At 71.7% G+C, this 26,504-nt stretch carries 24 protein-coding genes and 2 pseudogenes; 9 read left to right on the top strand and 17 right to left on the bottom strand.

The window, feature by feature from the left end; translation table 11 throughout:
• Window positions 1-45: 45 nt before the first annotated feature.
• On the bottom strand, window positions 46-378 hold the full coding sequence (locus tag DEJ08_RS06995; protein ID WP_111095059.1) for a hypothetical protein: 333 nt from the start codon (window positions 376-378) through the stop codon (window positions 46-48).
• Window positions 379-468: 90 nt separating this feature from the next.
• Here DEJ08_RS06995 and DEJ08_RS07000 point away from each other — a divergent pair, with 90 nt between their 5' ends.
• From DEJ08_RS07000 to DEJ08_RS07010, 3 genes and pseudogenes are all read left to right on the top strand, one after another.
• Complete coding sequence (locus tag DEJ08_RS07000) at window positions 469-849, top strand: DoxX family protein (RefSeq protein WP_111055015.1); 381 nt, start codon at window positions 469-471, stop codon at window positions 847-849.
• Window positions 816-1,331: pseudogene (locus DEJ08_RS07005) on the top strand (DUF6264 family protein); the annotation flags it as partial. The gene DEJ08_RS07000 and the pseudogene DEJ08_RS07005, both read left to right, overlap by 34 nt.
• Before the next feature lie 96 nt (window positions 1,332-1,427).
• Complete coding sequence (locus tag DEJ08_RS07010; RefSeq protein WP_071404198.1) at window positions 1,428-1,862, top strand: hypothetical protein; 435 nt, start codon at window positions 1,428-1,430, stop codon at window positions 1,860-1,862.
• 4 nt (window positions 1,863-1,866) lie between these two features.
• Here the strand turns inward: DEJ08_RS07010 and DEJ08_RS07015 are convergent, their stop codons facing one another.
• Both DEJ08_RS07015 and DEJ08_RS07020 read right to left on the bottom strand, forming a co-directional pair.
• On the bottom strand, window positions 1,867-2,487 hold the full coding sequence (locus DEJ08_RS07015; RefSeq protein ID WP_071404197.1) for a hypothetical protein: 621 nt from the start codon (window positions 2,485-2,487) through the stop codon (window positions 1,867-1,869).
• A gap of 305 nt (window positions 2,488-2,792) precedes the next feature.
• Window positions 2,793-4,247: an APC family permease gene (locus DEJ08_RS07020; protein WP_071404196.1), complete on the bottom strand. Its 1,455-nt coding sequence runs from the start codon at window positions 4,245-4,247 to the stop codon at window positions 2,793-2,795.
• A 97-nt stretch (window positions 4,248-4,344) separates the two neighbouring features.
• On the opposite strand from DEJ08_RS07020, the gene DEJ08_RS07025 reads away from it, so the two are divergent.
• Window positions 4,345-4,773 carry a DUF6892 domain-containing protein gene (locus DEJ08_RS07025; protein ID WP_111055013.1) on the top strand — a complete coding sequence of 143 codons (429 nt, stop codon included), beginning with the start codon at window positions 4,345-4,347 and terminating at the stop codon, window positions 4,771-4,773.
• A gap of 49 nt (window positions 4,774-4,822) precedes the next feature.
• On the opposite strand, the gene DEJ08_RS07030 is transcribed toward DEJ08_RS07025, so the two are convergent.
• The 3 genes from DEJ08_RS07030 to DEJ08_RS07040 are packed head-to-tail and all read right to left on the bottom strand — an operon-like array spanning window position 4,823 to window position 7,479.
• Window positions 4,823-5,434 (bottom strand): uracil-DNA glycosylase, encoded by a 612-nt coding sequence (locus tag DEJ08_RS07030; RefSeq protein ID WP_111055012.1) that lies wholly within the window; start codon window positions 5,432-5,434, stop codon window positions 4,823-4,825.
• Complete coding sequence (locus DEJ08_RS07035) at window positions 5,431-6,633, bottom strand: glycosyltransferase (protein ID WP_111030293.1); 1,203 nt, start codon at window positions 6,631-6,633, stop codon at window positions 5,431-5,433. The genes DEJ08_RS07030 and DEJ08_RS07035 overlap by 4 nt, the downstream gene beginning before the upstream one ends.
• Window positions 6,634-6,642: 9 nt before the next feature.
• Window positions 6,643-7,479 carry a DUF429 domain-containing protein gene (locus DEJ08_RS07040; protein ID WP_111055011.1) on the bottom strand — a complete coding sequence of 279 codons (837 nt, stop codon included), beginning with the start codon at window positions 7,477-7,479 and terminating at the stop codon, window positions 6,643-6,645.
• Between the two features lie 81 nt (window positions 7,480-7,560).
• Between DEJ08_RS07040 and ligD the strand changes: the two genes are divergently transcribed.
• Complete coding sequence (gene ligD / locus DEJ08_RS07045; protein ID WP_111055010.1) at window positions 7,561-8,583, top strand: non-homologous end-joining DNA ligase; 1,023 nt, start codon at window positions 7,561-7,563, stop codon at window positions 8,581-8,583.
• A gap of 48 nt (window positions 8,584-8,631) precedes the next feature.
• On the opposite strand, the gene DEJ08_RS07050 is transcribed toward ligD, so the two are convergent.
• From DEJ08_RS07050 to DEJ08_RS07060, 3 genes are all read right to left on the bottom strand, one after another.
• Entirely contained in the window at window positions 8,632-8,775 is a 144-nt protein-coding gene (locus tag DEJ08_RS07050; RefSeq protein WP_155896788.1) for a hypothetical protein, read from the bottom strand.
• On the bottom strand, window positions 8,772-8,933 hold the full coding sequence (locus DEJ08_RS07055) for a hypothetical protein (RefSeq protein WP_163343780.1): 162 nt from the start codon (window positions 8,931-8,933) through the stop codon (window positions 8,772-8,774). The genes DEJ08_RS07050 and DEJ08_RS07055 overlap by 4 nt, the downstream gene beginning before the upstream one ends.
• Before the next feature lie 143 nt (window positions 8,934-9,076).
• Window positions 9,077-10,120: an ATP-dependent DNA ligase gene (locus DEJ08_RS07060; RefSeq protein WP_111055009.1), complete on the bottom strand. Its 1,044-nt coding sequence runs from the start codon at window positions 10,118-10,120 to the stop codon at window positions 9,077-9,079.
• A 157-nt stretch (window positions 10,121-10,277) separates the two neighbouring features.
• Here DEJ08_RS07060 and DEJ08_RS07065 point away from each other — a divergent pair, with 157 nt between their 5' ends.
• The gene (locus DEJ08_RS07065) at window positions 10,278-11,321 is read left to right on the top strand and encodes an MBL fold metallo-hydrolase (protein ID WP_181439029.1); all 1,044 of its coding nucleotides are present in this window, start codon (window positions 10,278-10,280) and stop codon (window positions 11,319-11,321) included.
• Between the two features lie 21 nt (window positions 11,322-11,342).
• Here the strand turns inward: DEJ08_RS07065 and DEJ08_RS07070 are convergent, their stop codons facing one another.
• From DEJ08_RS07070 to DEJ08_RS07085, 4 genes are all read right to left on the bottom strand, one after another.
• Window positions 11,343-11,975, bottom strand: coding sequence for an FMN-dependent NADH-azoreductase (locus DEJ08_RS07070; RefSeq protein WP_111047389.1), 633 nt, complete (start codon window positions 11,973-11,975; stop codon window positions 11,343-11,345).
• A gap of 141 nt (window positions 11,976-12,116) precedes the next feature.
• Window positions 12,117-13,715 carry a putative Ig domain-containing protein gene (locus DEJ08_RS07075; RefSeq protein WP_111055007.1) on the bottom strand — a complete coding sequence of 533 codons (1,599 nt, stop codon included), beginning with the start codon at window positions 13,713-13,715 and terminating at the stop codon, window positions 12,117-12,119.
• A gap of 253 nt (window positions 13,716-13,968) precedes the next feature.
• Window positions 13,969-15,801, bottom strand: a complete 1,833-nt coding sequence (locus tag DEJ08_RS07080) for a hypothetical protein (RefSeq protein WP_111055006.1) — start codon at window positions 15,799-15,801, stop codon at window positions 13,969-13,971.
• A gap of 178 nt (window positions 15,802-15,979) precedes the next feature.
• Window positions 15,980-16,882 carry a LysR substrate-binding domain-containing protein gene (locus tag DEJ08_RS07085; RefSeq protein WP_071405378.1) on the bottom strand — a complete coding sequence of 301 codons (903 nt, stop codon included), beginning with the start codon at window positions 16,880-16,882 and terminating at the stop codon, window positions 15,980-15,982.
• 105 nt (window positions 16,883-16,987) lie between these two features.
• On the opposite strand from DEJ08_RS07085, the gene DEJ08_RS07090 reads away from it, so the two are divergent.
• Window positions 16,988-20,464, top strand: coding sequence for a proline dehydrogenase family protein (locus tag DEJ08_RS07090; RefSeq protein ID WP_111055005.1), 3,477 nt, complete (start codon window positions 16,988-16,990; stop codon window positions 20,462-20,464).
• A gap of 224 nt (window positions 20,465-20,688) precedes the next feature.
• Entirely contained in the window at window positions 20,689-21,129 is a 441-nt protein-coding gene (locus tag DEJ08_RS07095) for a VOC family protein (protein ID WP_071405380.1), read from the top strand.
• Between the two features lie 5 nt (window positions 21,130-21,134).
• Here DEJ08_RS07095 and DEJ08_RS07100 read toward each other — a convergent pair whose 3' ends face one another.
• Both DEJ08_RS07100 and DEJ08_RS07105 read right to left on the bottom strand, forming a co-directional pair.
• A complete protein-coding gene (locus tag DEJ08_RS07100; protein WP_111030304.1) occupies window positions 21,135-21,578 on the bottom strand; it encodes an acyl-CoA thioesterase in 444 nt (147 codons plus the stop codon).
• Window positions 21,575-22,183 carry a QsdR family transcriptional regulator gene (locus DEJ08_RS07105; protein ID WP_111055004.1) on the bottom strand — a complete coding sequence of 203 codons (609 nt, stop codon included), beginning with the start codon at window positions 22,181-22,183 and terminating at the stop codon, window positions 21,575-21,577. The genes DEJ08_RS07100 and DEJ08_RS07105 overlap by 4 nt, the downstream gene beginning before the upstream one ends.
• A 59-nt stretch (window positions 22,184-22,242) precedes the next feature.
• Between DEJ08_RS07105 and DEJ08_RS07110 the strand changes: the two genes are divergently transcribed.
• Window positions 22,243-23,424, top strand: coding sequence for an acyl-CoA dehydrogenase family protein (locus tag DEJ08_RS07110; RefSeq protein WP_111055003.1), 1,182 nt, complete (start codon window positions 22,243-22,245; stop codon window positions 23,422-23,424).
• Between the two features lie 39 nt (window positions 23,425-23,463).
• On the opposite strand, the pseudogene DEJ08_RS07115 reads toward DEJ08_RS07110, so the two are convergent.
• Together DEJ08_RS07115 and DEJ08_RS07120 are read right to left on the bottom strand one after the other, a co-directional pair.
• Window positions 23,464-25,541, bottom strand: a pseudogene (locus DEJ08_RS07115) (S9 family peptidase).
• Window positions 25,538-26,434 (bottom strand): patatin-like phospholipase family protein, encoded by an 897-nt coding sequence (locus DEJ08_RS07120; RefSeq protein ID WP_111055002.1) that lies wholly within the window; start codon window positions 26,432-26,434, stop codon window positions 25,538-25,540. The pseudogene DEJ08_RS07115 and the gene DEJ08_RS07120 overlap by 4 nt, the downstream one beginning before the upstream one ends.
• Window positions 26,435-26,504: the final 70 nt, after the last annotated feature.

The following is a 26,504-nucleotide window of genomic DNA, read 5'->3' on the forward strand; positions in this document are numbered from 1 at the left end:
CGCGCGACGGGGCGGACCCGACTCGGGCCTCCCGGCCGGACCGCGTCAGCGGTTGGCGTACGGCGACCAGAACGGCGGCGGGAACGCACCCCCGGTCACGATCACGAGCACCTGCCAGACGAGCATGACGAGCCCGGCGCTCCCGATCACGATGCCGATCCACGACCACACCTGCACGGCCCGGCGACGACCAGCGATCCGGATCGCCCGCCAGCCACTGAGCACGCACACCAGCCCGAACACCGCACCGAGCAACACGTGCTGCACGGTCGACTGCGCGGGCACGATGATGCCGAGGTAGAACGCGACCGGTCCGAGCACCACCGCGAAGGTCGCCGGGGCTGCCGGCGGTTCGTGGTCTCGAGCGACTGCTCCCATGGGCCGCATGTTAGCGAGTGAACCTCGCTTCGAACACGTCCGAGTCGCGCAGCGCGGGCACCCGGGCGCGGGAACGGGCACCATGGAGGCATGCGTTCCTTCTTCCGCGTCCTGCTCGGCCTGGCCCTCGTCGTCGCGGGCACGAGTCACCTCACCTTCGCGCGCAAGGAGTTCACGGCGCAGGTGCCCGAGTTCGTCCCGCTGGACGACGACACGACGGTGCTCGCGTCGGGGGTCGCGGAGATCACGCTCGGCTCGGCCCTGGTGCTCGCTCCGAAGCCGACCCGCCGCTTCGTCGGCTCGGTCGCGGCCCTGTTCTTCACGGTGATCTTCCCCGGCAACCTGTCGCAGTGGGTCAACCGGCGCGACGCCTTCGGCCTGGACAGCGACGAGAAGCGCTTCGTCCGCCTGTTCGGTCAGCCCGTCCTCATCGTGCTCGCCCTCTGGTCGACGCGCGGCCGGCGCTCCTGATGGGCGCGCCCGCGCGTCAGACCGGCCCGGCCCCCGGGACGGGTCCTGGGGCGGGTCCTGGGGCGGGTCCTGCGTCGGGACCGGATCCGCTCGGGTCCGGTCCGGCGCGCTTCGGTCGGGAGGCCCGGCACCCCCTGGCAGGACGCGCTCGCGTTGCGGACGTGGTCGCGTCCACCGCGCTGCTCGTCGTGCTCACGATCGGTGCGTTGGCAGCGGGGTGGGGGATCAAGCTCATGTCGCTGGCGTTCGTGTCGTGTGCGGCGCCGGGCAACACCTGCAACGAGACGCTGGGGGACTCCGTCGTCGTCGTGGGACCGATCATCGTGGCGGCGGTGCTGGTCGCGACGATCGTGGTGTGCGTGCTGCGGCTCGTGCGGCGTCGGCTGACCTGGCCGGTGGTGCTCGTCGGCATGGCGGCGATCGTGGCGGTGTTCTTCGCCTCGCTGCTGCTCGTCGACAGCTCGGTCACGCACGGCATCTGAGGGACTCTTCCCTCACAGGCCGTGTTCGTGGAGCGGTTCTCCACAGAACCCAGATCGCGCCTCGGGCGGTGGCTCCCGGTTCGCCACGCTGGAGCCATGCCTGACACCGAGATGCTCGACCGCCTGATCCGTGAACCCGTCCGCACCGACGACGACGTCGTCCGACTCGTCGAAGCCGTCGTCGAACGGCCGCTGCGCCGGCAGTGCTGGGTGCTGTTCCTCGACGACCGCGGGATGTCGATCCCGTTCCTGCTGCCGATCGCCGACCTGCCGTACTCCCCGGACGAACACGTCGACGACTTCGCGGCCCTGATCGCCGACATCGTGGCGCAGCTCGGGGCCGTCGACGTCGTGCTCGTGTGGGAACGCCCCGACGCCGACCGGCTCTACCCGGTGGACTGGGAGTGGGTCGACGCCTGTGCCTGCGCCCTCGACGAGCAGTCCGTCCGGCTCCGCGCCCAGGTCGTCGTGCACTCCGGCGGAGCCGCGATCGTCGAGTTCGACGAGGAGACGCAGGCGGTGGCCTCGTGAGCGGTCAGCCCTGGGGCGCGGCGTCCGGCACGTCCTGGCCGGTGAGCTCCTCGACGATCGCCTTCGCCTGCGGCCACGACTTCGCGTAGTGGTCCGGATCGGAGTTGATCTGCACCGCGTGCGCCATCTGCGTCGGGCTCATCGTCTTCCAGCCGGGGACCTTCACGAGCTTCGTGTAGAACATCGTCGCGGCCGTGTACGGGTCCATCCGCTGCTCGTACGTGCCCCACGCGCCGTTGTCGCGCTGCTGGAACAGGCCGCGGCTGTCCGGGCCCGCGGCGTCGCCGTGGTCCAGGTTCACCAGGCTCGACTCGCCGATCGCGGTCATCACCCCGACGGCCTGCGTGTGGGGGCCGATGCCGAGCGCCTGGGCGGCTTCGATCACGTGCGCGGCGTTCACCAAGCGGTCCTGGCAGAAGCCACCGACGGGTCCGGCCGGCACGACCATCCCGCCGATCGTCTTCGAGGCGACGGCCGGGCACGCGGGCGTCGGGGTGGCGGCGCTCGACTTCGCGATGCCGGCGAGCGAGTTGACCGCGATCACCACGAGGACGACCACGCCGATGCCGACCGCCACGATCCCCGCGCCGAACACCGAGGCGAGGGTGATGCCGACACGGCGCATGACGGGACCTCTCGAGGGGCTGGGCGGGTGCTGGGCGGGCGGAGCGGGAAGAGCAGCACGAGCGTACGGGCGCCTCCTGGGAAGCCTGCGGCGGCCCGCCGTGGTCGCACGCTTCACGAATGACGGTTCTGGTTCACGAAGCGGGGGCTTCGCGAACCAGAACCGTCACGGGTCATTCGTGCACGGCGGTCACCGCCTGCGTCGACCGTCCTGCCGACCCCGACGCAGGCGCCAGCCTCCGGCGGACAGGGACAGCGCGGCGATCACCGCGATGACGACGGTCCAGATGACACTGGTCGCGTCCATCAAACGTCGCGGTGGTCGTGCGGCGGGCGCTGCACCTTCGTCGGCTCCGTCACGAGTCCGGTCGGGGCCTTCTCGGCCTGCTTCCGTCCGTGGGTGAACCAGGTCAGGATCCAGAGCAGCACGCCCAGGGCCAGCAGCGCGCCGGCGATCTGGTACTGCTGCGGGTCACGACCGGACGAGAACGGCAGGACGAGCCACAGGCACGTGATGATGCCGATGACCGGGATGATGACGCCCGCGCGGAAGTGCTTGTGGTCGACCTTGTCACGGCGCAGCACGAGCACGGTCACGTTCACGACGGCGAACACCGTCAGCAGCAACAGCGAGGTGGTGCCACCGAGGACGACGACGATGGGGGAGTCGGGGTCGAGCGAGACCCACCCGATCAGCAGCAGCGAGATGAGCGTGGTGAAGACGATCGCGGTCGACGGGGTACGACGGGCGGGGGAGATGCGGGACAGGAAGCCCGGCAGCACGCCCTGCTTGCTCATGCCGTAGAGCAGGCGCGACGCCATCATCATGTTGATCAGGGCGGTGTTGGCGACGGCGAACATCGAGATGAAGGGCAGTAGGTCGGCGATCGGGAAGTCCGGTGCGGCGGTCTGCACGACGGTGACGAGCGGGGTCTCGTTGCCGGCCAGCTCACCGATCGGCACCACGGCCACGGCGCAGATGGACACGAGGACGTAGATCACGGCGGTGATGCCGAGACCGGTGAGCATGATCTTCGGGAAGATGCGCGAGGGGTCCTTGGTCTCCTCGGCCATGTTGACCGAGTCCTCGAACCCGACCATCGCGAAGAACGCCAGCGACGTCGCGGTGCTGATCGACAGCAGCAGGGACTTGTCCTCCGGCGTCTCGAACATCACGACCCGCGAGAAGTCCGCGTTGCCGCCCGCGATCGCCCAGAACCCGATCAGGATCACCATGACGAGACCGGACAGCTCGACGAGCGTCAGCACGACGTTCGTCTTGACGCTCTCGCTCACCCCGCGGAAGTTGATGAACATCACCGCGAGCATGAAGCCCATCGCGATGAGCATCACCACGCCGTTCGGCAGCTCGATGCCGAACCCGGCGCCGAGATTCGCCGCGAACGCCCGCGATGCCGTCGATGCCGAGGTGATCCCGGAACACATCACGATGAACGTCACGATGAAGGTGACGAAGTGGATGCCGAACGCCTTGTGCACGTAGAGGGCGGCACCGGCGGTCTGGGGGTACTTCGTCACGAGTTCGAGGTACGAGAACGCCGTCAGCAGCGCGACCGCGAACGCGATGAGGAAGGGGAGCCACGCTGCCCCGCCGACCTCGGCCGCGACCTGGCCGGTGAGCGCGTAGACACCCGTGCCGAGGATGTCGCCGACGATGAAGAGCAGCAGGAGCTTGGGACCGATGACCCGGCGGAGCTCGTGCTGCTCCTGCTGTGGGCGGTCCGTCTTGGTGGTGGCCATGCGTCACCCTTGCGCGCGGAATGCCTTTCTGTCCAGTCCCACAGGAAGGTTTCTCGCGATCGCAACACGGTCGCTCGGCGACGGATACGCTCCGGCCATGGACCAGCAGTCGAACACCACCGAGGAGCCCATCGAGTTCGCGGACTTCAACGCGAAGCTCCTGGTGCTCGACGTCCTCTGCTACGACCTCGACGTCCTCGACCCCTACGACCCGGACGCCGAGGACGAGACCGACGAGGACCTCGACGTCGACGGGCAGGACGACCGGGCGCGCGAGTACTACGACGACCTCGACCTGCTGCCGTCGCACCTGTCGCTCGTCACCGAGATCACCGTGGACTCCGACCTCGAGGTCCTGCAGGACGTCCACCCCGGCTGGGACGGCTCGGACGACCGCTTCGACCCGCAGAACTGGGACGACCTGCTCGACCTGCCGGAACTCCGCACCGTGTACGCCGCCGCACCACTGCCCGCCCACGTCGCCGAGCGGCTCGCGGCCAAGGGCATTGAGGTCCGCTCCGCCTGAGCGGGACGCGACCGGGACGCGACCTGGACGCACCCGGGCGGACGGACGGCTAGCGGTCCAGCGCCCGCAGCTGCTCGGTGAACTGCGTCGCGCCGCCCTGCGCCGGGTGCCGCACGGCGGTCGCCTCGATGCCGGCCAGGGCGAGCGCTCCTTGCGCTTTCCGACCGACGGCGACCACCCGGACCCGCTCCACGCCGCCGAGGGCCTCCAGCAGCGCGAGGGCGACGGGCGCTCCCGAGTGGACCTCGGCGGGCCGCGGCGTCCGGTTCGTCAGCCGGTCCGGCGCCACGAAGGGGTGGTGCGGGAAGATCGCCCACGCGACGGGGAGGGCACCGCGCCAGCCCTCCAGCGCGGCGTGCACGACGCGCGACGAGGCCTCCCACGGTGCCGTCGGCTCCGGTGGGACGCCGTACTCGGGTCCGAGCTCGCGCATGCTCGTGAACGGCACACCCGTGTTCGTCATGCCGCGCCACCCCGGGGCCTCGGCCACGAGCAACGTGTCAGCCCCCGGCCCGGACTGCTCCAGGTACCGCGTCAGGTTCGCTCGCCGGAGTCGTCCCTCGGCCGATCCGACGTCGTAGAGCGCCTCGGCGTCCGACTCGACGGGCACCGCGTCGAGCGCGGCCCAGAACGCCGCGAACCGGCCACCCGTCCCGCTCACGAGCGCCCGAGCACCCGGCGGTAGACGTCCTCGAGCCCCGCGGCCGACCGCTCCCAGCTCAGGCGCTCCGCGTGCTCCCGCCCCGCAGCGGCGAGCCCGGCAGCGTACGGCGCATCCGTCAGGATCCGCTCGATCTCGGCCGCCCACTCCTGCGGGTCACGGGACTCGAGCACGACGCCCGTCTCCCCGTCGACCACGGCCTCACGCAGGCCCCCGGCAGCGGCGGCCACGACCGGCACCCCGGAAGCGGAGCCCTCGAGCGCGACGAGCCCGTACGTCTCGGAGTGGGACGGCACGAGCACGGCTGCCGCGCCACGGAACAGGAACGCCAGGTCGGCGCGCGACTGCGGCCCGATGAAGGTGACGTGGTCGGCGATGCCCCGCGCGTCGGCGAGCCGACGCAGTTCGTCCACGTAGTCGCCCGCCTCACTCGAGACGTCGCCCGCGATGACCAGGGTGGGGCGGGCCTCCAGGCTGATGTCCGCGATCGCCTCGATCGCCAGGTCCAGGCCCTTGAGCGGCTGCACGCGGGCCGCCGCGACCACGTAGGGGGTGGCGGCGCGGCGCGCACCGACCGCCGCGGGCCGGAAGACGGACCCGTCGACCCCCGGCGGCACGATCCAGATGCGGGCGTCGTCGCCGCCGAGCCGGGTGCGCACGGTCGAGGCCTCTGCCTCGGACACCACGACGACGGCGTCCGACTCGCGGGCGAGCAGTTCCTCGCCGGCGATGCGGCCCGCCGACTCGGGACGTTCGCCCTCGGACAGCGGCGTCGCCGGGTCGGCGGCGATGGAGTGGAACGACTGCACGTGGGGGATGCCGCGCTCGCGGGCGACGGGCAGCGCGGCGGCGCCGGAGAACCAGTGGTGCGAGTGCAGGACGTCGAAGGGCCCGAGCTGCTCCAGCTCGTGGCGGAACGGTTCGATGAACGCGTCGTGCTCGCCCTTCGGCACCGGCTCGGCCGGCCCCGCGGACAGGAACCGCAGGCACACGCCCGGCACGAGCGACACCGAGTCCGGCTGCGTCGGTGCAGACCGGCGCGTGATGATGTCCACGTGGTGGCCCAGGTCGGCCAGTGCCTCGGCCTGGTGCCGGACGACGACGTTCATGCCGCCGACCTCGCCCGAACCGGGTTCGTCTCCGGGGGAGGTGTGCAGCGACACCAGCCCGATGTGCAGGGGTTCGGTCGTCGTGCTCACCGCTCAACCCTAGCCGCGCGGCCTCCGCTGCGACGGGCGTGCGGTCGCCACCACGACGGGCCGGCGGCCCGCCTCGTCCAGCGGGTCGCACGGGAGGGCCGGATCACCTCCCAGGATCTGCACGCGCTGGTCGCCGTGTCGCTCCCAGAACGCCGCCGTCCACGCACACAGCGCCCCGTCGAGCAGGTCCTCGCGGTGCTTGTGCGTCGGACCGTGCAGCACCGACGGGTCGGCGAGCCGCTGCGTCAGCGGGTGGGAGTCGAGCAGCAGCGGCGGGTCGAGCGGGGTCTCGCGCAGCCGCCGGACCAGCTCGTCGAAGGCCTCGGCGCGACGGGCACGTGCCTCGGCCGCAGGGATCCGGAGGTCGAGCCGCTTGTACCGGGGTCGTTCCACGTCGTAGCCGAGCTCCTCCACGCCGACCAGCGTCGTGTACGGGTAGCACTCGAACATCGCCGGACCGGTGCGTCGGCGCATCGAGTCCGTGTCGGAGACGTACCCCACGCCCAGCGCGGTCAGCCGGTCGAGCAGCGCTGAGCCGGCGCTCGCCGCCGATGCCTGGTTCGTCGGGTTCGCCGCGACCTTCCACCGGCCGTACCGCTGCCCGACCTGCCGCTCGGACTCGCGGATGCCCGTCGGGTTCGTCACGACGAGTGAGGCGTCCACGGCGATCAGGGACCGTGGCCCGAGGTGCTCGGCGATCCAGTCCGTGACGGCGTCCACCCCGCGGGCCCACCCGGCGTTGGTGATCGTGCCGTCGTGGTCCATCGCGACCAGCCCGGTCTCGTTCGCGGCCTTCCGCTCGGAGCCGAGCCCCCACGCCAGGTCGATGCCGAGGTACGCGTTCACCCGCCCATCCTGCCGTGCGGGAACACGGCGGCGCACACCCGGCTGCGGGCGGGCGGCCGCCACGCGTGTACGGTCCGCTGCATGGCGAGCGAAGCGACGATGGTGCGGGTGCCGGGGCCCGACGGTGACCGCGAGGTCCGGATCAGCAGCCCCTCGCGGGTGCTCTGGCCCGAGGCGGGCATCACGAAGCTCGACCTCGCGGAGTACCTCGTCACGGTGGGCGACGCCTTCGTCCGGGCGAACGGGGACCGGCCGATCTCGCTGCAGCGGTTCCCCGGCGGCGTCGACGGCGAGCAGTTCTTCTCGAAGAACCCGCCCAAGGGTGCGCCCGACTACGTCCGCTCGGTGACGGTGACCTACCCGAGTGCCCGGTCGCACCCGCAGCTCGTGATCGACGAGCCGGCCGTGGCGGTGTGGGCCGCACAGATGAACACGGTGGTGTTCCACCCGTGGGCCTCTCGTGCCGAGGACAGCGACCACCCGGACCAGCTCCGCATCGACCTCGACCCGCAGCCCGGCACCGACTTCGGCGACACGGTTCCGGTGGCCGAGGAACTCCGGAAGGTCCTCGACGAGGTCGGCCTGACCACCTGGATCAAGACGAGTGGCAACCGCGGCCTGCACGTGTTCGCGCCGATCCGCCCCGAGCACGAGTTCCTCGACGTGCGGCACGCGGTGATCGCCGCGGCGCGCGAGCTCGAACGCCGGATGCCCGACCAGGTCACGACGGCGTGGTGGAAGGAAGAACGGGGACAGCGGATCTTCGTCGACTTCAACCAGGCGAACCGCGACCGGACCATGGCAGGTGCCTACAGCCCCCGAGCTCTCGCACACGCCTCGGTGTCCACGCCGATCACCTGGGACGAACTGCGCACCGCGGACCCGACGACCTTCACGATCCGCACGGTGCCGGAGCGGCTGCGGACCACGGGCGACCCGTGGGAGTCGATGGGGGAGCAGCCGGGCAGCATCGCACCGCTGCTCGAGTGGTGGGAGCGGGACCTGGCGAACGGCGAGGGCGAGCTGCCGTTCCCGCCCGACTTCCCGAAGATGCCGGGGGAGCCACCGCGCGTGCAGCCCTCACGGGCGAAGAAGCCGAGCTGAGGCCGAGCGGCCCAACGGCCGAGCAACCGGGCCCAGCCGAGCCGAACCTCAGGCGGCGGAGGAGACGTCCCGCTGACGGTCCGGGTCCTCAACGCGCGTGGTGTGCGTCGGCAGCCCGATGCTGGCGGTGTGCAGGCGGGTGAGTCGCGACCAGGTGCCGCGGTGCACGTCGGTGATGCCGTCGACGATCACGAGCCGAGTCCGACCGTGACGAGTGCGAGCGCCGTGGCGGTCACGCCGGCGATGGCGCTGATGACCGCGCTGAGCTGCAGGACGCGCTGGCGCCGTGCCTCTCGGACTTCTGTGAAGGGGCTCCGCCGAGGGTGGCGGACAAGCGTGCTGGTGCTCATGTCGACCGCTTTCGATCCGGGCGTCCGAACTGGACGCCTCGTGCTGCTGAGATCATCCTGGCACGGCTTCGCTAGTTCGGCTAACTACTTTTCCCCGAACGTGACAGAACAGCGACAAACGGACACCGCAGTGCGTTCCGTCGTCATGACAGCACGTCGTTCAGGTCGTACGCACTCGGCACCTCGAGCTGCTCGAACCCGCACGACGTCGCGTCACGGTCGGGCCGCCACCGCTCGAACTGCACCGTGTGCCGGAACCGGTCGCCCTCCATCTGGTCGTACCGGACCTCGAGCACCAGTTCCGGCGCCAGCCGGACGAACGACGTGTCGCGACCCGACGAGAACCGCGACCGTTCCCCGTCACCGGTGACGGGCCTCCCGTCCGCATCGTGGAGCACGACGGGCTCGAGCTCGTCGATCAACGCGGCCCGGCGCTTGTCCGAGAAGGCGGAGACGCCGCCGACCTGGCGGAGCTCGCCGTCCGCGTCGTACAGGCCGACCAGCAGCGACCCGACGCCGGAGCCGCTCTTGTGCACGCGGTAGCCGATGGCGACGACGTCGGCGGTGCGGTGGTGCTTGATCTTGAGCATCGAGCGCTTGTTCGGTTCGTAGGGCCGCGCTCGGGGCTTCGCGACGACGCCGTCGAGCCCGGCGCCCTCGAAGGTGGTGAGCCACTCGCGCGCCTGCTCGACGTCGAGGGTGGTGCGGGTGACGAAGAGCGGGTCGGTCATCGCGTCGCTGAGCTGCTCCAGGCGCTCGCGGCGCTCGTCGAAGGGGCGGTCCACCAGCTCCTCGCCGTCCACCGCCAGCAGGTCGAAGGCCACGAACTGCGCCGGCGTCTCGACGCTGAGCTTGGCGATCCGCGAGGCTGCCGGATGGATGCGCTGCGACAGCGCCTCCCAGTCGAGGCGCTCGGCACCGGGCTCGCCGGAACGCAGGATCACCTCGCCGTCCAGGACGACCGGGTGGTCGCGGCCGCCGAACTGGGCGCGGAACGCCTCGACGAGCTCGGGGAAGTACCGGGTGAGCGGCTTGGCCCCGCGGCTGCCGATCTCGACGTCGTCGCCGTCGATGGTCACGATGCCGCGGAAGCCGTCCCACTTCGGTTCGTACCGCAGCCCGCCCTTCGTGCTGTCCGGGTCGGGGACGGTTGCGACGGCCTTGGCGAGCATCGGTGCGATCTCCATGGGTCCTGTCTACTCGTGGGAGTCGGCGGGGCTGCGCACTTCGTGAGCAGGAATGGTCGGGTTCGGCTCGACGACCCGACATCTTCTGCTCACGATGCGCGGCCGGGAGGCCCGGATCACCCCGGGCAGGTCGGCCAGCGTCGGTAGGGTGGCCGGCGTGACGACCGTGCCTCCGCCGGCAGCGCCGGCCCCGGAACCGATCAGCCCCGTGCAGGCCGCCGCGCTCCGCAACGGCGTCCTGCCACCCGTCGAGCAGGTCCGGCCGGGCATCTGGACCCTCGCGGTGCCGTTCCGGTTCGGGGTGCCCGACGCGACCCTGGTCTACGTCGTCGAGGGGTCGGACGGGTCGCTCGCGGTGATCGACCCGGGGTGGTCTGCCGACGGCGGGCTCGCCGAGCTGCGGGACGGTCTCGCCACGATCGGACGGACCCTGGACGACGTGTCGCTCGTGGCCGTGACGCACCTGCACGCCGACCACCTGGGTGCCGCGGCGGCCGTCCGCCGGGCGACGGGAGCACGCGTGGCGATGCACGGCCTCGAGGTCCGTGCGCTCGAACGGGAACGCGCCGACGCCGAGCGGAACGACGCCGACATCGCGACGTGGGGGCTGCCGGAACACCTGCGGGCCGGGGTCGTCGAGGCGTGGGGCAGCGGACGCCGGATCGGGATGGGCCGGATCGAGGCGCCGTACGCCGACGTGCTGCTCGAGGACGGCGACCTGCTGCCGATCCCCGGTCGGACGATCCGCACGTTGTGGACCCCGGGGCACACGAGCGGGCACGTGTGCTTCCTCGACGAGGCCGACGGGCTGCTGTTCTCCGGCGACCACGTGCTGCCGCGGATCAACTCCGGCATCGGGCTCGGCGGCCGGACCGCGACGAACCCGCTCGGCGACTACCTGGCGTCCCTCGCGCGGCTCGACCCGTACGCCGACCTCGAGGTCTGCCCGGGGCACGAGTACCGGTTCCGCGACGTCGTCACCCGCGCGCAGACCCTGGCTCGGCACCGGGAGGAACGCTCCCGCCACGTCGCCGCGGCCCTCGACGCACTGGACCGTCCGACGCTGTTCGAGGTCGCCGCCCGGGTGCCCTTCAGCGGCGGGATCGAGTCGATGACCGGGTTCCTGCTCGCGAGCGCGCTGACGCAGACGGCCTTCCACGCGGAGCTGCTCGGGCGGGCCGACGAGGTGCGGCCCGCCTGACGAGCGCCGCGGACGCGCGGGTCAGCCGAGCGTCGTCGCCAGGCGCTCGATCGTCGTCTTCGCGTCGGCGAACTCCGCGGCGGCGTGGTCGGCCAGCGGTGCGAGGTCCGGCAGCCGGTCGGCCAGGGTCGCGCTGACGGTGATCGGGTACAGCTTCATGCCGAGCGCGGTGCCGAGCACGATGTGCAGGACGGGGGAGCCGTGGTCCCAGCCCTCGGTCGGAGTGCCGGCGTCGTAGGTCGCGCCGCGGCTCACCACGGTGACGACGGGTCGTCCGGCCAGGGGCTGCACGCCGCCGGTCAGGATGCCGGGCACGTGGATGCGGTCGATCCAGGCCTTCAGGGTCGACGGCACGGTGTAGTTGTACAGCGGCGCACCCACCACGACGACGTCGGCGGCCAGGAGCTCGTCGATGACCTCCTGACGAAGGGCCTCGGCCTCGGGCGCGACGGTCTCCTCGGCGGTGCGGTCGGCGGCCGCCCAGTGCAGCGCCGAGCTCTCCAGGTGGGGGAGCTGGTCGACGTGCAGGTCCCGTCGGACGACCGTGTACTCCGGGCCGCGGGCGCGCCAGGCGTCGGCGAAGGCCGCGGTCAGTGCGCGCGAGCGGGAGTGGGACAGGTCGGCCGAGGAGTCGATGTGCAGCAGCGTGGGCATGTCGCCAACGCTACCGGCGCGGACCCGGCCGGGCGCGGATGCGAAACGGCCCCGCCTGCTCCGGTGGAGGAGCAGGCGGGGCCGTCACGGGCCTCCCGTCCACCGCGCGGGCACGCGACGGACGGGAGACGTCTCAGGGTGTCAGCGCTGGGCGCGACGACGACGCGCGAAGCGGGCGCCGATGAGGCCGGCACCGGCGACGAGCAGGCCCAGGGCCCACGGCAGCGCGTCGGTGGTGTCCGAACCGGTGTAGGCGAGCTGGCCGCCGGTGTTGACCGGGGCGACCGGGGCTGCTGCCGGCGCGACCGGGGTCGGGTCGGCGATGCCGGCGACCGCGGTCGGCTGGACGTCGACGGCGAACGTGGTGCTGAACGCGCCTGCAGTCACGGACAGGTTGTGGATCGAGGCGTGCGGGAACGTGACGTTCACCAGGTCGGGCCCGTACTCGGGATCGGGCGCGATCACGTCGCTGGCCACGTCGGACGTGACCGTCGGGGGAGTCATCGCGGACTCCGGCACCTCTTCATCGTCACCGTCTTCGATCGAGTTGCCCCATCGGTCGACCAGATCGCCGGTGACGACGAGCGTGCCGCCCTGCTTGATCGTCGGTCGGCCGCCCATGATGAACTCGTCCGGGGTCAGCGTGATGACACTGCCGTCGGGTTCGATGATCCAGGTCTTCTGGTCATCGCTCTCCTCGTCGGCGAGCAGGGTCGCGCGATCCGTGGTGTAAACCATCACACCCGCGGGCGCACCCGCCTCGACGGTCACTGAGACGTACTGGGTGACGGACTCGGTGCCGCTCGTCGCGGTCACCGCGAACTGGTAGTCCCACGCTTCGGTCGTGACGCCGCTGAGCTCACCGGTCGAGGCGTCGAAGGAGATGCCGTAGGGCAGCTGCTCGTCGGGTTCGGGGATGTACTCGTCGCCGTTCTCGTCGAAGTACGTGGTGTCCTCGAGCTCCTCGTCGTCGAACCAGGTGAGGCTGTACTTCGGCTCCGGGAAGCCCTGCGCACGGAAGGTGTGCGAGAAGACGTCACCGGCGGCGGTGCTCAGCTCGAGCGGGCTGTCCTGCGTGGCACCGGCCTTGGTGGGCTGGCCGTCCTCACCGAGGAACGCCGGGGTCTGCGTCACGGCGGCGGTGGCCTCGGACTCGACCGTGGAGGTCTCGGTCGCGCCGGGCAGCGTGCCCGTCACGGCGACCGTGATGGTCTTGCGGACGTCGGTCGGGTCGACGACGTAGCTCGCGGCCTTCGACAGGACGTTGCCGTCCTGGTCGGTCCAGGAGTACTTGTACCCCGCCTCGTCGTCGAAGCCGGTGACGACGGCGACGAGTCGGGTGCCGACCTTGGCCGTGCCCTCGATGGTGACGGTGGCGTCGGCGGCCTTGGCCGTGACGTCCGGCTTCGGGGTCTCGGTCGGCTTCGGAGCCTCGGTGGCGGCCGGCGCGGTGGTCTCCGGCGCGGCGGGCTCGGTGGCCTCGGGGGTGGGCGCCGGGGCTTCCTCGACCGGAGCCGGGGTCTCGGGCGCGGTCTCGACGGGCGGGTCCGTCGGCGTGGGCGTCTCGTCGGAGACAACCGGAGCGGGCGTCTCGGCGGCCACGATCGGCTGCGTGGTGTCGAGCGTTTCGGCGTTGGCGGCCGTCGCGGTCATGATGCCGAGGCCGGTGGTCAGGCCGACCAGGGCGACGGTGGTGCCGACGGCGCAGGCGCGACGGACAGTGGAGGTGCTGCGGTGCACGGGATCCCCCAGGGATTCGGTCCGGGCTCATCGCCCAGATCATGTGAATTTGCCGAGAATGTCGGCGTTCTCGGATCGTAGCGGGATGACGTTGCCGGGCTGTGACGATTCACCGGAATGTGACCCGGGTTGGGGGTGCGTGCGGGAAACCGCCGGACCCCCGCACGCGCGGCGTGCCCTGTGGGCGCGGAAGGACGGACGGGAGGCGCGGTGCGGGCCCGCACCGCGCCTCCCGTCCGTCCGGGGCCGCGTCTCAGGCGCGACGGCGACGCAGCCGGTGGACCAGCAGACCGCCGCCGGCGGCGAGCAGGCCCAGCGCCCACGCGAGCGGCCCGGAGGCGTCAGCGCCCGTGTAGGCGAGGTGCCCACCGCCGCCGGCCGTCGGGGTCGTGTCGCCGACGGTCGCGACCGACGGCCGCACGTCCACGTCGAACGTGGTCGAGACGTCACCGAGGGCGACCGTGATGGTGTGCGGCGAGGCGTGCGGGAACCCGACGCGGGGCTCCCACTCGCCGTACGGCATCGTCACTTCGTCGCTGGCCACGCTGCTCGTCACGACGGGCTGCGCGCCGTCGGACTCCTTCGTGCTGTTCCCGAACGCGTCGAGGGCCGTCACCCGGACGACCATCGTCGCCCCCTGGGCCACCGGGACGGCGTCGACCGGGATCGATTTCGGGCTCTCCGCGAAGATCTCGCGCAGGCCCTCGGCGTCGCGGAGCCACCCCTTCGGGGACCCGATCGTGCCGACGAGCAGGCTGAGTTCCTCCGTCGCGGCGGGACGGATGGACAGGTGGACGTACTGGGTGGCAGCGCGGGACCCGTTCATCGCCATGACCTGGAAGTCGTACTCGCCAGCCGCCGTCGGGGCGCCGCTCAGGACCCCACTGGTGTCACCGACGGCGAGGCCGAGCGGTGCGATCGGGTGTTCGTTGCCCGGGACGGGGAACGCCGTCGGGCCGGTCAGCAGGACGTAGTGCAGCTCCGTCGACGACCCCGTCGCGGTGAAGGTGCGCTCGATCTGCTCGCCCGCGGTGGTCTCGATGCGGATGGGGGACTCGGGCGTCGAGGGCTCGGTGAACGTGATGGTGTCCGGGGCGGCGGGCTCGTCGGTGTCCTCGGCGCCGACCACGACCTCGAAGGACGTGGAGACGCCCCCTTCGGAGACCGTCACGGTCCGGGTGCCGGTGCCACCGAAGGTCACGGTGTTCGAGGAGTCCCCGTCGTTCCACACCGCCGAGTCGGAGTCGTCCGTGCTCGTGACGGTCGAACGGGGGTAGTCCGGACCCGGCGTGGTCCGGTTGCCGTACGCGTCGACCGCGAGCCCGGCGAGCGTGAGCGGGGTGTCCTCGGCGACGGGGATGCTCGGCACGATGCGGACGCGGCCCTGACCGGCTGCCTGTTCCCAGATCGTGCCGTCGGTCTCGACCTGCCACAGCCCGTTGTAGTCGGGGGTGGCGACGCCGAACGTCACGCCCACGGGGTCACCGGGTGCGACCGTCAGCTCGACGTACTGCGTGATCTCGGTCGAGCCGCTCAGGGCGACGACCTGGAACCGGAAGGTCCCGGCCTCCTTCGGGTCGCCGCTCAGGACGCCGGTGTCGACGTTGACCCAGTAGTCGGAGGACGGGGCGTCCTGGATGGCGTAGCCGACGGTGCCGTCGCCGCCGGTGGTCTCGAAGGTGTGCGTGAAGGGCGTGCCGCTGGTGGCGGTGAGCTCGATCGGGTCCTCGGCGGTCGACGGTTCCGTGAAGGCGAGGTCGCTGCCGTCGTCGGCCGCGGGTGCCGCGGGTGCCGCAGGTGTCGCCGGTGCGGCGGGTGCCGTGGGCTCTGGTGTCGCCGTTTCGGGGACCGCAGTCGGCGTCGGGTCGGTGGACGGGCCTCCCGGCTGTTCGTCGGTGTCGACCGTCGTGACGGGCGCGGCGGGCTCGGCCGGCGTACCGGGTGTCGCCGTGCTCGTGGCGGTCGTGGGCTCGGCCGCGACGGCGGTCGCGGCGCCGATGCCGAACGCCGACGACGCGGTGACGATGGCGACGGCTGCGCCGATGGCAGCGACCCGTCGTGTGGTGGAGGTGCAGGGCTGGTTCATGGGATCCCCCTCGGATGCCGGTCGGGGCACCGGGAGGTGCCCTCATCCAGGAGATGTCTGCGTCGGCGAGATCCTGACGGATGCACAGGTCTCGATCCGGTCACGGTGCCGTCTCGCGTGCGCGCTGGCTGGCGTGCGCGTCGGCTGGAGTGCGCCGGATGGCGTGCGCGCCGGCGGATCAGTCGCCGACGGCCGCCGCCGCGCGCTCGAGCGCGTCACGGAGCGCGCGGACCGCCGGGGACGACGACCCCGCGGACCGCACCACGGTGAAGATCGTGCGTCGCGGGCCCTCCGGCAGCTCGAGCAGCCGACAGGTCGTCGTCCGACCGGTCCACATCAGGTCCGGCATCAGGCTCACCGCGTTGCCCGACTCGACCAGACGGATCTGCGTCTGCAGATCGGCGGTCTCGTACCGGACGTCGGGCTCGAAGCCCCAGCGCCGACAGACCTGCTCGGCGAAGTGCCGCGACGCGGTGCCGCGGGGTTCCATCACCCAGGGCATGGTGCGGGCGTCCTCGAGCGACGACACCGGGCGCAGGGCCGTGTCGAGCGGGGGCAGGGCGAGCCGGACGGCGTCGGTCGTCAGGTCGGAGCGGTCGAGCCCGGGCAGGTGCGGTGCGGCGTGGGCCGGGTACTGCTCGGCGATGACCATGTCGAAGTCACGAGCCCACGTCTCGTTCAGTGCGGTCTCCGGTTCCCGCTGGACCATCTCGACCCGGACGTCGGGGTGTTCCGTGGCCATCTCGTGCAGGGCACTCGGCATCAGGGCGAGGGCCGCGGACTGGAACACCGCGACCCGCACACGCCCCTGAACGGACGACAGGGTCTCCTCCACCTGTGACTGCGCGTGCTCGAGGACGTCGAGCACCTGGCCCGCCGCGGCCACCAGCACCTCGGCCTGCGGGGTGAGCTGCAGCCGACGCCCGGCCTTGCGGAGGAGCTGCACGCCGGCCTCCCGTTCCAGGGCACTCAGCTGCTGCGAGACCGCCGACGGGGTGAAGTTCACGGCCTCGGCGACGGCCGCGATCGTGCCGCGGATGGACAGCTCACGGAGGAGCACGAGACGGCGGACGTCGAGCATGGTCCGACGCTAGCCGGGCCGGACTAAAAACGGTAGCGCAACTGAACGGTATCCATCAGGAACGCTCACTTCCGCTACCGCATCCCCGACCTCCACACTGAACCCATGACGACGCTGCACGAGGACTCCGCCATCGACCACGACGCCCTGGCGGACCAGTCCGTCGCGCTCGTCCGACAGTGGCTCGCCGAGGCCGAGTCCTACCCGGTCGACGGCTCCGCGAAGCAGCTCGCCGGCGTGCTCGCCGACCCCGCCGGACTCGACTTCGCCGTCGGGTTCGTCGACGGGGTCGTGCGACCGGAAGACCTCGCCGTCGCCGCCCGCAAGCTCCGCCAGATCGCCCCGGACGCCCCCGGGTTCCTGCCCGCCGCGCTCCGCGGACTCGTCCGGCTCGGCGGCGGCATGGCCCCGATGCTGCCGAACGTCGTGGTCCCCATCGCCCGACGCGTCCTCCGCAACATGGTCGGCCACCTGATCGTCGACGCCACCGACTCCAAGCTCGGCCCGGCCATCGCCGGCATCAAGCGCGACGGCGTCCGCCTCAACGTCAACCTGCTCGGCGAAGCCGTCCTGGGCGAGCGCGAAGCCGCCCGCCGACTCGAGGGCACGCACAAGCTCCTGGCCCGCGACGACGTCGACTACGTCTCCATCAAGGTGTCCTCGACCGTGCACCCGCACTCGCCGTGGGCGTTCGGCCACGCGGTCGACGACATCGTCGAGCAGCTCCGACCGCTCTTCCAGCGTGCCGCAGCCGCCACCCCGGCCAAGTTCATCAACCTCGACATGGAGGAGTACAAGGACCTCGACCTCACCATCGCGGTCTTCACGAAGCTCCTCGACGAGCCCGAGTTCCTCGGCCTCGAAGCCGGCATCGTGCTGCAGGCGTACCTGCCCGACGCGCTCGCCGCGATGCAGGAGCTGCAGGAGTGGTCCGCCGCCCGCCGTGCCCGCGGCGGTGCCGGCATCAAGGTCCGTCTGGTGAAGGGCGCGAACCTGCCGATGGAGCAGGTCGAGGCCTCGGTCCACGGTTGGCCGCTCGCCACCTGGCACACCAAGCAGGACTCGGACACCAACTACAAGCGCGTGCTCGACTGGGCGCTCACCCCGTCGCGCGTCGAGAACGTCCGCGTCGGTGTCGCCGGGCACAACCTGTTCGACGTCGCGCACGCCTGGCTGCTCGCCGGTGAGCGCGGCGTGCGGGACGGCATCGAGTTCGAGATGCTGCTCGGCATGGCGCAGGGGCAGGCCTCGGCCGTGAAGAACACCGTCGGTTCGCTCCTGCTCTACACGCCGGTCGTGCACCCGGGCGAGTTCGACGTCGCGATCGCCTACCTGATCCGTCGTCTCGAAGAGGGCGCCTCGCAGGACAACTTCATGTCCGCGGTCTTCTCGCTGGTGTCCTCGCCGCCGCTGTTCGCCCGTGAAGAGGAGCGCTTCCGCGCGTCCCTGGTGCCGCTCGCGACGCCCGAGGGTCTCGAAGCGCCGGCCTCCCACCGTGTCGCCGACCGGTACGCCGCCGTCGGCCGCCCCGGCCCCGGCCACTTCGAGAACACCCCGGACAGCGACCCCTCGGTCGGCGCCGTCCGCGCCTGGGGCGACGCCATCACCGCACGGGTCGCCTCGTCGACGCTCGGCGTCCGCGCCGTCCAGGAGGCCCGGGTCGACTCCGCCACGGCGCTCGACTCCGCGCTCGGCCGCGCCAAGGCCGCCGGTGCGGTCTGGGGGACCTGGTCCGGTGGTGCGCGTGGTGCCGTGCTGCACGCCGTCGGTGACGCCCTCGAGGCGAACCGCGCCGCCCTCATCGAGGTCATGGCGTCGGAGACCGGCAAGACCATCGACCAGGCCGACCCCGAGGTGTCCGAGGCGATCGACTTCGCGCACTTCTACGGCACGCTTGCGTCCTCGCTCGACGACGTCGACGGCGCCACCTTCACGCCCGCGGCGCTGACCCTGGTCGCGCCGCCGTGGAACTTCCCCGTCGCGATCCCCGCCGGATCGACCCTCGCCGCGCTGGCGGCCGGGTCCGCCGTCGTCCTGAAGCCCGCGCCGCCCGCCGAGCGCTCCGGCGCCGTGCTCGCCTCGATCATCGAGACCGCGCTCGACGCCCACGGGGCCCCGGCCGACGTGCTCGCGTTCCTGCAGGTGTCGGAGAACGACCTCGGGCAGCAGCTCATCGCGTCCCCGATGGTCGACCAGGTCATCCTCACCGGTGCGTACGAGACGGCCGAGCTGTTCCGCTCGTTCCGCCCCGACCTGCCGCTGCTCGCCGAGACCTCGGGCAAGAACGCCGTGATCGTCACGCCGTCGTCCGACCTCGACCTCGCCGTGAAGGACGTCGTCGCGTCCGCGTTCGGGCACGCCGGCCAGAAGTGCTCGGCCGCGTCCCTCGTCGTCATGGTCGGCTCGGTCGCGAAGTCGAAGCGCTTCCGGAACCAGCTGCTCGACGCGGTGGCCTCCCTCACCGTGGGGTACCCGACCGACGCCGCGACGCAGATGGGTCCCGTCATCGAGCCGGCCTCGGGCAAGCTGCTCGACGGCCTCACGAAGCTCGGCGCGGGGGAGTCCTGGGCCGTCGAGCCGAAGCAGCTCGACGAGACCGGCAAGCTCTGGAGCCCGGGTGTCCGACAGGGCGTCCGCCGCGGTTCGGAGTTCCACCGCACCGAGTACTTCGGCCCGATCCTCGGCATGATGACCGCCGACTCGCTCGACGAGGCGATCGACATCGTGAACGAGGTCGACTACGGCCTGACCTCGGGCCTGCACTCGCTCGACCCGGCCGAGATCGGCACGTGGCTGTCGCGGATCCAGGCAGGCAACCTCTACGTCAACCGCGGCATCACGGGCGCCATCGTCCGCCGCCAGCCGTTCGGCGGGTGGAAGAAGTCGGCGGTCGGCGCCGGCACGAAGGCCGGTGGGCTGAACTACCTGCTCGGGCTCGGGTCCTGGACGCCGGCTGCGGCGACCGCGTCGGCTGTTCCCTCCGCCCCGGTCAGTGCTTTCGTCCGGGCGGCCGAGGTTGCTTCGCCGATGCTCGACCGTGCGCTGGCGTCCGACGAGCAGGCGTGGTCGACGCTGTTCGGCACCGCGACCGACGTCTCGGCGCTCTCCGCCGAGCGGAACATCGCCCGGTACCTGCCGTTCCCGTCGGTGCAGGTGCGGCTGGCCGCGGTTGCCGACTCGGACACGGACGCTGACGCCTCCGTGATCGAGCTCGTCCGCGTCGTCGCCGCAGCGCTCCGTGCCGGCACGACGATCGAGGTCTCCACGGCCGCGACGCTGCCGTCGTCCGTCGCCTCGGCGATCCGTTCGCTGCCGATCGTCCGCTCGCTGTCGCAGACGGTGTCCGACGAGGCCTTCGCGAGCTCGGTCGCCTCGGGTCCCTCGACCCGGGTGCGGCTCATCGGCGGTGACACCTCGGCGCTGTACTCGGCCGTCGGCGGTCGTCCGGACGTCGCGGTCTACGGCGGCCCCGTGACCGAGGCCGGGCGGCTCGAGATCCTGCCGTTCGTCCGCGAGCAGGCGGTGTCCATCACGGCGCACCGCTTCGGCACGCCGAACCACCTGACCGACGACCTGATCTGACCCCGGACTGCGGCGCTGGCGTTCGGGTCCAGCGCCGCTTGCACGACCGAAGTGCCCCCGAACCGCGCGATCGCGTGGTTCGGGGGCACTTCGGTTGTGCGGCGTACGGAGCGTTGTGTACGGGGCTGTCCGGTCGCCGCACGGCCTCGGGTGCTTCGGAGGGACCGAGCGTTGCCTCGGGTGCGCGTCGCAACCACGGCGCGCAACCCATGAGGAGCTCCACCATGACCGAGCCGTTCGCACGCCCGACCGCCCTGGCCCACGTCCGTGTCACCGTGACCGACATCCACCGGAGCAAGGCCTTCTACCAGCTGCTGCTCGGCACGGATCCGGCGATCGACTTCAGCGACCAGGTCGACGAGCCGGGTGTCCGCGAGGACCGCGAGCGTTTCTACGGCGGATCGGTGTTCCGGCTCGGTGACCAGGTGTTCGGACTCCGTCCGGTCGCTCCCGCAGGGCAGACGTTCGATCCGGACACCGTCGGCCTCGACCACGTGAGCTTCGTCGTGGGTTCGGTCGACGAGCTGCACGAAGCGGCCGCCCGACTCGATGCCGCGGGTGTCGAGCACGGCGAGGTCACCGACCTCGGCGACGCCGGCATGGTGATCCTGTCCGTGCAGGACCCTGACGACATCAACCTCGAGCTGGCTGCACTGAAGGGCTGAGGTCGTCAGTCGGCGACGGCGGCCTGCTGCGCGACCATCGAGCCGGTCACGAGCTCGCGGAGCTCGGCGGGCAGCGGGATCGGACGGCGGGCGCCCTCGCGGTCGATGATGACGTGCACGAACTCACCGGTGGCGAGCAGGGCGCCGTCGGACTGACGGAACAGACCGAACTCCCATGACAGGCTCGTGGTGCCGAGGTGCTTCGAGCGCATCCCGACCTCGATCACGTCCGGCCAGACGGCGGACTCGACGAACCGGCAGCTCGACGACACCAGCACGGCGATCCACTCCGACGAGAAGGGGTCGAGCCCGGCGGCCTCGCGGAACCAGTACGTCGACGCGTTGTCCATCGCCGAGTAGTAGATCGTGTTGTTGACGTGCCCGAACATGTCGTTGTCGTTCCACCGGGTGGGGTAGGAGCGGCGGAACGGGTACTCGTCGATGGTCATCGGTCTCCGATCGGTGGTGCGGGTGTGGCATGCACCGCGTCGGGCCGCAGGACGTACTCGAACGCCGCACGTGCCCGGTCGGGATCAGGGGTCTCACCGGAGATGAACTCGGCGTAGGTAAACGACTCGGAGATCCGGACGAGCAGCCGTGCGAGCTCCTCAGCCGACAACGGTGCCGGATCGAACGTACCGGACGACTCCTGCTGCTCGATGAGAGCGGTCACCCGGGCGACGAAGCGGCTCTGCACGTCGCTGTCCGAGGTGGTGAGCAGACGCATCGCCCGAGCGGGTTCGCGCGTCAGGAACGCCCGGAAGTACGGGGCGTCGATCAGGTCGGCGGTGAACCGGTCGAGCACGACGACGAGCCGGGCAGCTCCGGTCGCTCCGATCTCGTCGGCGGCATGGGTGGCTCCGTCGAGGGTCGGGACTGCGAGGGACCACAGGATCTCGGACAGCAACCGGTCACGGTTGCCGACCCAGCGGAACAGCGACGTGCGGTCGACGCCGAGTGCGGCAGCCAACGCCCCCATGTCGATCCGTGAGCCGGAGATGAAGGTGTGACGGGCCTCCCGGAAGGCGCGCAGCGCAGAGTCTGATGTGTACACGCGATCCTCTCTTGCAACGTTTTCGAGAATGATGCATCGTGGTTCCCATGTCAACGACGATGCCCGCGACGCCCCTGCTCGAATCGGACTTCTACGGCTTCCAGCAACAGCTCACCGAGCAGGAGCGCGCGTCGCTCGGGCAGCTCCGTCAGTACCTCGAGCGCGAGGTCGCGCCCATCGCCGACGCGTACTGGGCGCGCGCCGAATTCCCGATGCAGGTCATCGCGCCCCTCGCCGAGCTCGGCATGTACGGGCCGGGCGTCCCGCTCGTGCGGCAGTTCGAGAACTCGGCCGTGTACCGCGGGTGGGCGGCCCTCGAACTCGGACGCGTGGACGCGAGCGTCGCCACCTTCATCGGCGTGCAGTCCGGCCTGGCGATGAACTCGATCGCGGTCGCCGGCAGCGACGAACAGCAGCGCGAGTGGCTCCCGCGGATGGCCACGGGTGAGATCGTCGGGGCGTTCGGGCTCACCGAGCCGTACTCGGGCAGCGACTCCGCGAAGGGTCTGCGCACCACCGCCCGGCGCGAGGGCGACGAGTGGGTGCTCGACGGCGAGAAGCGCTGGATCGGCAACGCCACGTTCGCCGACGTCGTCGTGATCTGGGCGAAGGACGTCGCCGACGGTCAGGTCAAGGGCTTCCTCGTCACCACCGACACCGCGGGCTTCACCGCGACGAAGATCGAGGACAAGATCGCGCTGCGCGGCGTGCAGAACGCCGACATCGTCATGCAGGACGTCCGGGTGCCCGAGTCGCGTCGGCTGCAGAACGCGACGTCGTTCCGCTCGACCGCCGAGGTGCTCCGACTGACCCGCACCGAGGTCGCCTGGCAGGCCGTCGGCATCGCGGTCGGTGCGTACGAGGCCGCGCTGGCCTACGCCCGCGAGCGGATCCAGTTCGGCAAGCCGATCGCCGCCCACCAGCTCGTGCAGGACCTGCTCGTCAAGTCGCTGTCGAACATCACGGCCTCGATCGCACTGTGCACGCAGGCCTCGGCCATGCAGGACGCCGGGGTCGGCGGCGACGAGCACTCGGCGATGGCGAAGGCGTTCGCCACCGCGAAGATGCGGGAGACCGTCGCCTGGTGCCGCGAAGTACAGGGCGGCAACGGCATCGTGCTCGACAAGGGCGTGGCCCGGTTCTTCGCCGATGCCGAGGCGATCTACTCGTACGAGGGCACGCGCGAGGTCAACACCCTGATCGTCGGGCGGGCGATCACCGGGCAGGCCGCGTTCGTCTAGCGGCCCACCCGGCTCGCCCCGGTTCGCCGGGCGGGTGCGCTACCCGAGCAGCGCCGGCCGCTCCCACTCCTGGTCGAGCACGTGCTGCCCGAGGAACGCGAACACCGTCTCGTACCAGACCACCGCGTGCTGCGGAGCGAGCACCCAGTGGTTCTCGTCCGGGAAGTACAGGAACCGGTGCGGCATCGAGCCGTCCGGTGCCGCATGGTGCTCCGCGAGTTCGGACCAGAGCCGCAGCCCCTCGCCGATCGGCACCCGGTAGTCCTTGTCGCCGTGGATGACGAGCATCGGTGACGTGATGTCGGCCACGAACCGGTGCGGGTCGTTCGCCGCGATCCCCTCGGCGTCGAAGATCGACGACCAGTACTGCGACGAGTCCGTCGTGCCGTTGAACTGGTCGAGCGCCCACAGGCTCGCGTGGGTGACGATCGCGCGGAACCGGTCGGTGTGCCCGGCGACCCAGTTCGCCATGTACCCGCCGAACGATCCACCCATCGCGGCGGTGCGGGTCGCGTCGATGTCCGCCCGCGCCTCGACCACGTCGGTGATCGCCATCAGGTCGGTGTACGGCGCCTGCCCCCAGGCGTTCCAGCCGCGGTTCACGAAGTCGAGCCCGTAGCCGGTGGACAGCGCGGGGTCCGGCAGCAGCACGGCGTAGCCCCGGGCTGCGAGCAGCATCGGGTTCCAGCGCCAGGACCACTGGTTCCAAGAGTTGAGCGGTCCGCCGTGGATCCACAGGACGAGCGGGTGCGGCCCCTCACCCTCGGGCACGACGAGCCAGCCGCGCACGCGGGCGCCGTCGGCTGCGGTCGTCTCGACCTCTTCCAGGTGGGCGGGCACGTCCGGCAGGGGCGCCGGAGTCGCCAACGGGGTCACCGTGCCGTCCGCCGCGATCCGCACCGGGTGCAGCGGGGCCACCCAGGAGGCCCGGAGCGCCACGACCACGCCCGTCGCCGCCGCCACGCGCAGGCTCGAGTACGCCCAGTCGTCGTGCGTCAGCTGCTCGACGGCGCCGCCGTCGAGGGGGATGCGGAAGACCGGCGCGCGGCCGTCCTGGTCGGCGACCGCCAGGAGCGCGCGGTCGCCGTGCTCGAACACGAGTTCGCTCGGCCAGCGGTCCCAGTCGGTCGCGACGTGGCGGGCGTCGGAGCCGTCGATGCCGGCGACCCAGACCTCCTGCTGGTTCGCGCCGGCCGGGGTGGATCGGACGGTGCGGACCCAGGCGATCGTCCTGCCGTCGTGGCTGAGCGCCGGCATCTCGTGGTGACGTCGACGTCGTCGAACAGCACCGTGCGGTGGCCGCTGGACAGTTCGATGGTGACGAGCGTCGAGCGGTCCCCACGGGCCTCCCGGACGCCGACGGAGACCAGCAGGACCGAGCCGTCGGGCGTGAGCGCCCCGCTGACGTGGTCGAGCGAGCGTCCGGGGGCCGGTGTGCGGTCGACGGGCTGGACGGGCTCGGCGCTGGCGCCGACGGCGTCGCTGCCAGTGCCGCTGTCGCTGTCGACCGTGTCGAGCGTCAGCACGTGCGTCTGGGCCGGCCCGAGGTCGTGGTCCCAGTACCGGACCGGGTACGTCTCGTGCAGGATCGCGCGGACCTGCTTGTCCTTCCGGCTCTTCCGGAGCTCCGCGTCGGCCTCGAGCACGGTCGCGGGATCGGAGCCGGCCCCCGGCAGCAGGTCGGCGGTCAGCGCCACGACGTCCGACGAGGCCGCGGTGGCCAGGACCCCACCGACGCCGCCGGCCAGGCGGGTGAGCGGACGGGCCTCGCCGCCGGTCGCGGGCAGCACCCAGAGCTGGGCGGCCTCGAGGTCGGTGGCGTCGGCGTCGGGCCGGGTGGAGACGAAGAGCAGGTCGCCGGTGCGGGTGAAGGCGATGCCGCCCTCGCCCTTGGCGGAGCGCGTGAGACGGGCCGGGCGTGCGGCGGGTGTGCCGGCGTCGTCCGTGTCCTCCGCCGGGGCTGCTGGTACCTGCCAGATCGACCGGCGGTACCCGGTGCCGTCCGGGTCGAGGGCGCTGACCGTCAGGGCGACGCGGGTGCCGTCGGGGCTGATGTCGATGCCGTCGACACGGGGGAGCGCGACGTACTGGTCGAGGTCGGAGAACGGGGTGCTCATGCGTGCACGCTCGCCAGGTCCTCGGCCCAGAAGGCGGCGACCTGCTCGGCGACCGCGGTGCCCTGGGCGTGGCCGGCCTCGGCCGACGGTGCCTGGGTGGCGAGCGAGAGCGAGTTCGTGCCGAAGGCCTGCTGGGAGGCGCTGTCCGCCACCACGACCTCGACCGACGAACCACCGGCGCGCAGGGCCTCGACGGCGACGTCGAGCCACGGCCCGCACGGGGACGGGCCCTCGGGGCCGCAGGCGATGACGAGCACGCGCTCGTACCCGGCGGCGGCGTCGGCGTTGGTGCCCGAGCGGACACCACCGTCGACGTACGGGCGGCCGTCGATGGCGACCGGCGTCCAGACGAAGGGCACCGAGCAGCTGGCCGCGACCGCACGGGGGAGCGGCACGCCGTCGGCCGCCGTCAGCAGGCGGAAGGTGCCGTCGGTGGCGTCGACCGCGGTGACGGCGAGCGGCTTCTCCGGCCACTCGGTGGACGGGAGCGTCTCGCCGAAGGTCGCCGTCCGCTCGTCGTCGCTCTGACCACCGACGACCTGCTGAGCGGCGTGACCGAGTCGAGCCCGGGCGTCCTGCTCGCCGGTCGCACCCTGCAGTGCTGCGCCGATGTGCTGCTGCACGGCCTCGACGTCGATGGGGGCCGGCTCTTCGTAGGTGGTCGGCGCCGGGGTGTGCTGCTGGTCGTAGGCCTGCTGGACGGCACCGTTCCGGACGAACGCGCCGACGACGCTGCCGGCGCTGGTGCCGACGACGAGGTCGGCGGCGTCGAGGTCGACGCCGGCTTCCTGCAGGGCGACGAGGACGCCGACTTCCCACGCGATGCCGGCGACACCTCCGCCGCCGAGGACGAGGGCTCTGGATCCGGGAACGGGCGTGCTGACGTCGGTCATGGGTCCTGCTTACCAGCTGCGTGCGACGGGCCGGTGGAGGCCGATGGATCCTGTGGAGAACCCGCCTGTG

Source organism: Curtobacterium sp. MCLR17_054 (genome assembly GCF_003234335.2).
In the GTDB taxonomy this organism is placed as follows: domain Bacteria; phylum Actinomycetota; class Actinomycetes; order Actinomycetales; family Microbacteriaceae; genus Curtobacterium; species Curtobacterium flaccumfaciens.

Bases quoted from the DNA above. Each gene is read 5' to 3' on its own strand.
- DEJ08_RS06995 (WP_111095059.1), bottom strand. From the start codon at position 378: ATGGGAGCAGTCGCTCGAGACCACGAACCGCCGGCAGCCCCGGCGACC.
- DEJ08_RS07000 (WP_111055015.1), top strand. From the start codon at position 469: ATGCGTTCCTTCTTCCGCGTCCTGCTCGGCCTGGCCCTCGTCGTCGCG.
- DEJ08_RS07010 (WP_071404198.1), top strand. From the start codon at position 1,428: ATGCCTGACACCGAGATGCTCGACCGCCTGATCCGTGAACCCGTCCGC.
- DEJ08_RS07015 (WP_071404197.1), bottom strand. From the start codon at position 2,487: ATGCGCCGTGTCGGCATCACCCTCGCCTCGGTGTTCGGCGCGGGGATC.
- DEJ08_RS07020 (WP_071404196.1), bottom strand. From the start codon at position 4,247: ATGGCCACCACCAAGACGGACCGCCCACAGCAGGAGCAGCACGAGCTC.
- DEJ08_RS07025 (WP_111055013.1), top strand. From the start codon at position 4,345: ATGGACCAGCAGTCGAACACCACCGAGGAGCCCATCGAGTTCGCGGAC.
- ligD (WP_111055010.1), top strand. From the start codon at position 7,561: ATGGCGAGCGAAGCGACGATGGTGCGGGTGCCGGGGCCCGACGGTGAC.
- DEJ08_RS07055 (WP_163343780.1), bottom strand. From the start codon at position 8,933: ATGAGCACCAGCACGCTTGTCCGCCACCCTCGGCGGAGCCCCTTCACA.
- DEJ08_RS07060 (WP_111055009.1), bottom strand. From the start codon at position 10,120: ATGGAGATCGCACCGATGCTCGCCAAGGCCGTCGCAACCGTCCCCGAC.
- DEJ08_RS07070 (WP_111047389.1), bottom strand. From the start codon at position 11,975: ATGCCCACGCTGCTGCACATCGACTCCTCGGCCGACCTGTCCCACTCC.
- DEJ08_RS07080 (WP_111055006.1), bottom strand. From the start codon at position 15,801: ATGAACCAGCCCTGCACCTCCACCACACGACGGGTCGCTGCCATCGGC.
- DEJ08_RS07085 (WP_071405378.1), bottom strand. From the start codon at position 16,882: ATGCTCGACGTCCGCCGTCTCGTGCTCCTCCGTGAGCTGTCCATCCGC.
- DEJ08_RS07090 (WP_111055005.1), top strand. From the start codon at position 16,988: ATGACGACGCTGCACGAGGACTCCGCCATCGACCACGACGCCCTGGCG.
- DEJ08_RS07095 (WP_071405380.1), top strand. From the start codon at position 20,689: ATGACCGAGCCGTTCGCACGCCCGACCGCCCTGGCCCACGTCCGTGTC.
- DEJ08_RS07100 (WP_111030304.1), bottom strand. From the start codon at position 21,578: ATGACCATCGACGAGTACCCGTTCCGCCGCTCCTACCCCACCCGGTGG.
- DEJ08_RS07110 (WP_111055003.1), top strand. From the start codon at position 22,243: ATGCCCGCGACGCCCCTGCTCGAATCGGACTTCTACGGCTTCCAGCAA.
- DEJ08_RS07120 (WP_111055002.1), bottom strand. From the start codon at position 26,434: ATGACCGACGTCAGCACGCCCGTTCCCGGATCCAGAGCCCTCGTCCTC.